This is a genomic window from Arthrobacter sp. P1_B4, assembly GCF_056406555.1.
Genome location: NZ_JBFTZW010000125.1, coordinates 1 through 6,465 on the forward strand (window position 1 = coordinate 1; position 6,465 = coordinate 6,465).

At 62.9% G+C, this 6,465-nt stretch carries 6 protein-coding genes; all 6 read left to right on the forward strand.

What is annotated here, in order from left to right:
* Positions 1-921, forward strand: a 921-nt coding sequence (locus AC1D1W_RS19260) for a purine-cytosine permease family protein (RefSeq protein WP_476944531.1), incomplete at its 5' end; no start/stop codon positions are given.
* On the forward strand, positions 918-1,499 hold the full coding sequence (locus AC1D1W_RS19265) for a cysteine hydrolase family protein (RefSeq protein ID WP_476944532.1): 582 nt from the start codon (positions 918-920) through the stop codon (positions 1,497-1,499). The genes AC1D1W_RS19260 and AC1D1W_RS19265, both read left to right, overlap by 4 nt.
* 24 nt (positions 1,500-1,523) lie before the next feature.
* Positions 1,524-1,985 carry an NUDIX domain-containing protein gene (locus tag AC1D1W_RS19270; protein ID WP_476944533.1) on the forward strand — a complete coding sequence of 154 codons (462 nt, stop codon included), beginning with the start codon at positions 1,524-1,526 and terminating at the stop codon, positions 1,983-1,985.
* A 14-nt stretch (positions 1,986-1,999) separates the two neighbouring features.
* A complete protein-coding gene (locus AC1D1W_RS19275; protein ID WP_476944534.1) occupies positions 2,000-2,446 on the forward strand; it encodes a riboflavin kinase in 447 nt (148 codons plus the stop codon).
* A 9-nt stretch (positions 2,447-2,455) separates the two neighbouring features.
* On the forward strand, positions 2,456-3,949 hold the full coding sequence (locus AC1D1W_RS19280) for an NAD-dependent succinate-semialdehyde dehydrogenase (protein ID WP_476944535.1): 1,494 nt from the start codon (positions 2,456-2,458) through the stop codon (positions 3,947-3,949).
* A gap of 548 nt (positions 3,950-4,497) precedes the next feature.
* Positions 4,498-6,105 carry a benzoylformate decarboxylase gene (gene mdlC, locus AC1D1W_RS19285; protein WP_476944536.1) on the forward strand — a complete coding sequence of 536 codons (1,608 nt, stop codon included), beginning with the start codon at positions 4,498-4,500 and terminating at the stop codon, positions 6,103-6,105.
* The last annotated feature ends 360 nt before the right edge of the window (positions 6,106-6,465 follow it).

Sequence of the window (6,465 nt, forward strand, 5' to 3'; positions counted from 1 at the left end):
GGATACAACCTCATCCACTTCCTGCAGCGCATCCTGTCCTTCGTGCTGGTAATCGGCTTCATCTTCATCACCGTGATAGCCGCCGCCAACGGACGCATCGAGAACACCTTCAACGAATCCGCCAAAGGCTTCGACGGCGTAGGCGGATGGATCATCTTCTTCGGCTGGTTCTTCTCCTTCATCGTCGCCTGGATGCCCTTCGCCTCCGACTACTCCCGATACCTGCCCAACACCCCCGGCAACCGCCGCGGCGCCGGCTGGGCCACCATGCTCGGAAACTTCATCACCCTGGTCTGGATGGGCATTCTCGGCACACTGCTCGGCTCCACGACCACCGCAACTGACAGCATCGGAGCGCTCAAAGAAACAATGGGCCCCTGGGCCGCCGTCGGCCTCGGCGTCGTCGCCCTGTCCTCCTTCACCCAAAACTTCCTGAACGTGTACGGCGGCGCCATTTCCATCCAGACCATGGGTGTCCCCGTCAAACGCCACATCGGCGTCGTGTTCATCTGCGTCGCTTCCTACCTGGTCGCGCTGTGGGGACAGGAAGGCTTCAACGAAGGATTCACTGCCTTCCTGAACCTCACCGCCTATTGCATCGCCCCCTACGTCGCCGTCCTGGTGTGCGACTACCTGTTCGGAGGCCGCCGCACCGAACGCGGCCTGCGCGAACTCTTCGACAAGTCCCGCAAATTCGAATGGGGCTTCGTGGCCTGGGCCGCCGGCGTCGCACTATCCTCCCCCTTCTGGATGTCCTCCATTTACACCGGCCCCATCGCCGCCGCGATTCCCCAGATCGGCGACCTCTCCTACTACGTCGGAGCAGCCGTCGCGGCCGCCGTCTACTTCGCCACCCACCGGCGCCAGCGCCTTTCCGGCCACGAGATGCTGGACCGCACCCCCGCCGGACGGACCCTGTGACACCCGCCCCTGGCCCCGGCGCGCCCAGGCTCGTCGTCATCGACATGCAGCGAGTTTTCCAGGACAAGGGACAATGGCAGGTTCCCCGCTACGACGAGATCGTCCCCGTTATCGAACAGCTCCAGCAAGAACTCGGATCGGGCGCCGTGTTCACCCGTTTCGTCCGCGACGAGACCGAACACGGTGCCTGGGCCGCTTACTACCAGCGATGGAACGAGATGCGGTTCCCCACCGATTCCAACGCTTGGGACATCACCATGAATGTCCCAGGCACGGCAACGGTGGTCGATGCGCCGACGTTCTCCAAGTGGGGACCCCAGCTGGCAGCCCTCATCCCGGAAGGGACCGAAATGSTCCTGACCGGGGTAGCCACCGACTGCTGTGTCCTGTCCACCGCCCTTGGCGCCGTTGACGCCGGACGGTTCGTCACCGTCATCTCCGATGCCTGTGCCGCCGTCACCGATCAAGCCCAGCAGCAGACGCTGGCGCTCCTGGAACTCCTCTCACCGATGTGCGAAGTGATGACCAGTGACCAGTTCCTTACCCGTACAGTGCGGAACGCCCACTCCCGCCTGTGAAAACCCGCCACACCGGAGCACCACATGATCACCCTGACACCGCAAACGACGGTCCCTGAAGACCGCAACGCCACGGCAGACCTTCCACGCGAGGTCATCGCCACCGTCGTTCAGTGGCGCGGCCGGATCGCCCTCTTCAAGCGCAGCCAGTCCGTCGGACACGAACGCGGTCTCTGGCACTGCATCACCGGGTACCTCGAGCCGAACGTCACCCCCGAACAGCAAGCCCTGACCGAACTCGAGGAAGAAGCAGGACTCATGCGAGAGGACCTCGCCGATTTTCAACGCGGAGAACAGCTCCTGATTCCCGACCACAAGGGAAACCCCTGGCTGGTGCACACCTTCACTGCCACAACCACGCGCCGCAGACTAACGATCAACGACGAACATGACGCCTACCGCTGGAGCGTCCCGTCCAAAATCAGCCGGTTCTCCAACCGCGTCCCCTGGCTGGACGCCGTCATCCAGGCAGCACCGCATATCTGAAAGAGGACTCACCAGTGACAGTCATCGAAGGCATCGTGGAACACGGCGACCAGCGGGGCAGACTCCTTGGTTTCCCCACCGCCAACATCCCGCTCGACAACGAAGACGTCCAGGACGGCGTCTGGACAGCGATCGTGCAAATCGAATCGGACAGATGGTTCCCTGCGGCAGTATCAATCGGCCGCCGCCGGACGTTTTATGGCGAAGCCGGGCAGCGCCTGATGGAAGCCCATCTCCTCGATTTCACCGAGAACCTCTACGGCCGAAGAATCCGTGTTGAACTCGCCATCAAAATCCGGCCGCAACGCGCCTTCGACAATGTCCAGGCACTCACGGAACAGCTGAACCAAGACGTCCAAAAGGTTCACGAATGGTCCATCTCCCACTTCCCGCCATCCCCGTCGCAGACCCACCGCGAATCCAGCGGGTTGAACTCTAAGACACTGAGCTACGCATCCTAAGGAGCCGACATGGCTGAAACCACGACTTTGACGATCGACCGCGAAACTTCCCTCCTCGCCTCCGTGCCCACGGGCCTGCTGATCAACGGACAGTGGCGGGAGGCGTCCGACGGGGGCACGTTCGACGTGCACGATCCTGCCACCGGGGAGGTGCTGGCCACCCTCGCCTCCGCGACGAGCGAGGACGCCCTGGCCGCCCTGGACGCGGCCGACGCCGTCCAGGCGTCCTGGGCCCGCACGGCACCGAGGGTGCGGGCCGAGATCCTGCGCCGGGCCTTTGACCTGGTCACCGAGCGGGCCGAGGACTTCGCCCTGCTGATGACCCTGGAGATGGGCAAGCCGCTGGGCGAAGCCCGCGGCGAAGTCGCCTACGGGGCGGAGTTCCTGCGCTGGTTCGCTGAAGAGACCGTCCGCGACTACGGCCGCTACCTCACCACCCCCGAGGGCAAGAACAAGATCCTGGTCCAGCACAAACCCGTCGGGCCCTGCCTGCTCATCACCCCGTGGAACTTCCCCCTGGCGATGGCCACCCGCAAGGTCGCACCCGCGATCGCCGCGGGCTGCACCATGGTCCTCAAACCGGCCAAGCTCACCCCCCTCACCGCCCAGCTCTTCGCGCAGACCATGCTCGACGCCGGCCTCCCCGCCGGGGTCCTCAATGTCGTCGCCTCTTCCTCCGCCTCCGGGATTTCCGGGCCGCTGCTCGCCGACCCGCGGCTCCGTAAAATTTCCTTCACCGGTTCCACCCCGGTGGGCAAGCGGCTGATCGCCGCCGCCGCACAGAACGTGCTGCGCACCTCGATGGAGCTCGGCGGCAACGCACCGTTCATCGTCTTCGAGGACGCCGACCTCGATGCCGCCGTCGAAGGGGCCATGGCCGCCAAAATGCGCAACATGGGCGAGGCCTGCACCGCAGCCAACCGCTTCCTGGTCCAGGAATCCATTGCACAGGAGTTCACCCGCAAGTTCGCCGCCGCCATGGGCGCCCTGGCCGTTGGCCGCGGAACCGGATCCGGCAGCCAGGTCGGACCCCTGATCGACGCCGGCGCCCGCGATGACGTCCACGCCCTGGTGAGTGCCGCCATCGACGCAGGAGCGGTAGCCATCACCGGCGGCACCCCCGTCGATGGACCCGGCTACTTCTACCAGCCCACGGTCCTGGCCAACGTGCCCAACGACGCGGAGATCCTAAGCCAGGAAATCTTCGGCCCCGTCGCCCCCGTCACCACGTTCACCACCGAAGAGGACGCCATCCGGCTCGCCAACGCCACCGAATACGGCCTGGCCTCCTACCTCTACAGCCGCGACTTCAACCGCCTCCTCCGTGTGGCAGAGCAGATCGAATTCGGCATGGTCGGCTTCAACGCCGGCGTCATCTCCAACGCCGCAGCACCCTTCGGCGGCGTCAAACAATCAGGCCTCGGCCGCGAAGGCGGCTCCGAAGGCATCGCCGAATACACCACCACCCAATACATCGGCATCACCGACCCCTACACGAGATAGATCCTGACCTCCTGAGACGCAGGCACCTTAGTCACCGACAAGTTTAAAGACACCACATGGAGGAAACATGGCGCGAGCCCGGTCACTGCTGCGTGCAGGCAGCAAAACAGAGAGGCATGGTGGAACGTTTTTGCCCCCCAGCAATGCTGCTTACGTTCGGGACTGGACAATGCTGGCCCCAGGAGAACATGTTTTCCTCGTTGAGAACAACGCGGCTGAACTATCCGGCCGAGTTGATGATGTGACCGAAGACGGTTCAATCCTCTGGCTTCACCTTGAAGGTGGAGCGGGACGCCGACTCTTTACACACACGGACTCTGTGCTCATTTGGCGGGTTTCAGAGAACAGATCGAACACCGCGTAAGGCAGATAGTTCACAACAAACCCGCGCTCCACATGTAAGCGTCCTCTGACTTCAGGGACCTGAGGACGGGACACAGGGTCAGCGACGTGTCTTGACGAGCTCGGCTCCTGAAGACGCCGAGCTCCCGACCGGCCGCTCTGCTCATTCCCTGATCTCCGCAGCATCAACTTGAAAGAGGACGCCCGTGACCGCCAAAAAGACTGTTCTGGAATCCAGCTTGGACGTTTTCCGGGCCCAAGGCATGACCACCATTTTCGGGAACCCCGGATCCAATGAGCTCCCGTTCCTTGCGGGCCTCACCGACGACTTCGATTTTATCCTCGGCCTGCACGAACAGGTCGTTGTGGGCATGGCCGAGGGCTATGCCCGGGCTACCGGGCGACCTGCACTCGTAAGTCTTCATGCCGCCTCAGGGTCCGGCAATGCCATGGGCGCCCTGACTAACGCCCGGTACGGACACACACCAATGGTCATTCTCGCCGGACAGCAAGTGCGGCGAACCGTGGGCCAGGAGACGATGCTCGCCAGCGCAGATGCCGCCGCACTGCCGGCGCCACTGGTGAAGTACTCGCACGAACCCCTCTCACCGGCAGACGTACCCCGGACCTTAGCCCAAGCCATTTTCGAAACGTCTACGCAACCCTGTGGGCCTGTTTACGTCTCGGTTCCGCTCGATGACTGGGCAGAAACGGCCCTTGAGGATGACTTTTTACTCAATGCGCGTTCCGTGTCTTCAACCGGGAGTCTGACGCCGGAACTCAGGCAGGAACTTATCGCCGTAGTGGATGGCGCAAGGAGCCTGGCCCTTGTGGTCGGGCCGCAGGTGGACGCAGCTGCCGTACTCGACGCAGGCGTCTTCGAAGCCGTTGTCTGCCTCGCAGAAAAGGCCGACGCTTCTGTCTATGTCGCTCCATCGCCGTCCCGTTGTCCTTTCCCCACCACGCACCCGAATTTCGCCGGTGTCCTCGTTCCCGGTATTTCTTCAGTGCGGGAACGCCTGGCAGAACATGATGTGGTTCTCGTACTGGGTGCCGCAGTCTTTCGGTACCACCGCTGGGAGCCGGGAAACTATCTTGTTGCCGGAACACAGGTGGTACACCTGACCCAGGATCCTCGCGAAGCAACCCGGGCGCCGTATGGGCGGGCGATTGTTGCCGATATTGCCGGCGCGGCAAAGACCCTCTCTGAGGGTGTGAGGGACCGCGGGCAGCGGCGGGGGGCCCGCGGTACACGCGTCCTCCCCGCCGCCAGAAACTCGGCGGATGGAATGACGGGCACCGAGGTCCTTGAGGTGCTGAACACCAATGCCGGCCCCAATGTGGCGTACGTCAATGAAACGACCACCCTGGACCTGGAATACCTGGAACGCATCGCCATTGATCGTCCAGGCATGTACCACTTCCCCGCATCAGGAGGTCTAGGGTTCGGCCTCCCGGCAGCGGTGGGCATGGCGCTGGGCGACCCGGGGAAAACCATCGTCGCTACGGTAGGTGACGGCTCGGCCAACTACGGTATTACAGCCCTATATACCGCCGCGCAACGTCAGACCCGTACCGTGTTCGTCATCGTCAACAACTCCAGCTACGGTGCCTTGGCCGCGTTCGCCAAGCGCATGGGCGTCCCCAATGTTCCGGGTCTGGAGCTTGGGAGGATCGACTTCGTTGCCGTCGCCGAAGGTTACGGCGTGCCGGCACAGAGAACTGAGACCCGGGAAGAATTCGAGATAGTGTACAGGGAAGCCCTGGAACGAACCGGTCCCTTCCTCATTGACGCACGAGTTGTTGCTGACTAAGCACCGCTGCTTTCACCCCGATTTACAACGGCGGAGGAGGCCTCGCAAGCATCTATGGCCCCGATTCGGCATTACTCTCCGAACCAGTCGATGCCCACACCGAGGAATTCGTAACTGCCGATATCGACCTCGACACGATTGCGTTTCCAAAAAACGGGGCGGAGCCGGCCGGCCACTGCGCACGTCCCGAGGTAAAGCAACTCATCTTCAACAGTTCCCCCGCTAGGCCCGTCCTGGTAGAGGGACACTTCGGAACAGAAATTTCATTCCCGGTATTGAGGGACGCGCATGAGGATAGCCCTATTTTCTAACCCAGTAGAGGCGGCCAAAGCCTTGGGTATACCCCAACCTGACGCCAGC

Excerpts from the sequence above, each read along its gene's own strand:
- AC1D1W_RS19270 (WP_476944533.1), top strand. The coding sequence starts at position 1,524 with ATGATCACCCTGACACCGCAAACGACGGTCCCTGAAGACCGCAACGCC.
- AC1D1W_RS19280 (WP_476944535.1), top strand. The coding sequence starts at position 2,456 with ATGGCTGAAACCACGACTTTGACGATCGACCGCGAAACTTCCCTCCTC.